The organism is Streptomyces sp. ID05-39B, assembly GCF_033794725.1.
Classification (GTDB): Bacteria; Actinomycetota; Actinomycetes; order Streptomycetales; family Streptomycetaceae; genus Streptomyces; species Streptomyces bobili.
The window spans coordinates 1-1,113 of record NZ_JARGEF010000518.1; the positions used below are offsets into that span (position 1 = coordinate 1).

At 71.1% G+C, this 1,113-nt stretch carries 1 protein-coding gene and 1 pseudogene; both read right to left on the reverse strand.

What is annotated here, in order from left to right; translation table 11 throughout:
- Positions 1-527: TerD family protein (locus P1P75_RS41630; RefSeq protein ID WP_319265271.1), on the reverse strand; the 527-nt coding region annotated here is incomplete at its 3' end.
- Between the two features lie 115 nt (positions 528-642).
- Positions 643-1,113, reverse strand: a pseudogene (locus P1P75_RS41635) (NAD(P)-dependent oxidoreductase); the annotation flags it as partial.

The following is a 1,113-nucleotide window of genomic DNA, read 5'->3' on the forward strand; positions in this document are numbered from 1 at the left end:
GGCTGGGCCGGGGCGGCTGCCGCGGGCTCCTCCACCGAGACGCCGAAGTCGGTGGCGATGCCGGCCAGACCGTTGGCGTAGCCCTGGCCTACCGCGCGGGCCTTCCAGACACCGTTGCGCAGGTAGATCTCCACGACCACGAGCGCTGTCTCGGCGCCCAGTTGCGGAGGAGTGAACGTGGCAAGGACGCTGTTGTCGTCCGCGCCGCGGATCGTGGCCGTCGGTTCGACGCCCTGGAAGGTCTGGCCCGCCGCGTCCGGGCTCGCGGTGACGACGATCTTCTCGATGCCCGGGGGCAGCGCGGAGGTGTCGACGATGATCGCGTCCGGTGCGCTCCCGCCGCCGGAGCGGTAGGTCACGCCGGGGCCGGCCGGCTGGTTGTAGAAGATGAAGTCGTCGTCGGAGCGCACCTTGCCGTCGGCGGTGAGCAGCAGGCCCGAAACGTCGAGACGCACGGGGGCGGCGACGTCCACCGCCACGCGGGTGACGGGGAGAGGGATGTTCGAGCCGGGGGTCATAGCTGTCATGCCGGGTGAACGAGCGAGGCCGTTTTGCCGTTCCCTTACTTTCGGCATTCGGGTGGGGTGAGGGAGGGGGACGGATTGCCGCCCCCTCGGGGCACCCCCCTCTGGAGGAGCGGTGTCAGTACGGCCAGATCGGGGGGTCGCTGACGAAGTGGCCGCCGAGGTGGGCGTGCGCGATGTTCGCGGGGTCCAGTTCGCCCTGTTCGGCGATGAGCTTCTCGGCCCACGGCTCGGAGTCGTCCTGCGGTGCGTAGCCGAGCGCCCGCGCGCTGGTCAGGTCCCACCACAGCCGGGTGTTCGCGGAGGAGCCGTGGACGACGGTGTGGCCCACGTCCTCGGCGGTCAGGGCCGCGTGGAAGAGGCGGGCGCCGTCGGCGGGGCTCATCCACACCGACAGCATCCGCACGCTGGTGGGCTCGGGGAAGCAGGAGCCGATGCGCACCGACACGCTCTCCAGGCCGTGCTTGTCCCAGTACAACTGGGCGAGATCCTCACCGAAGGCCTTGGACAGGCCGTAGAAGGTGTCCGGGCGGTGCGGGGTCTCGACGGGGATCAGCGGATCCTGGCCCAGCGGGCGGGGGGTGAAGCC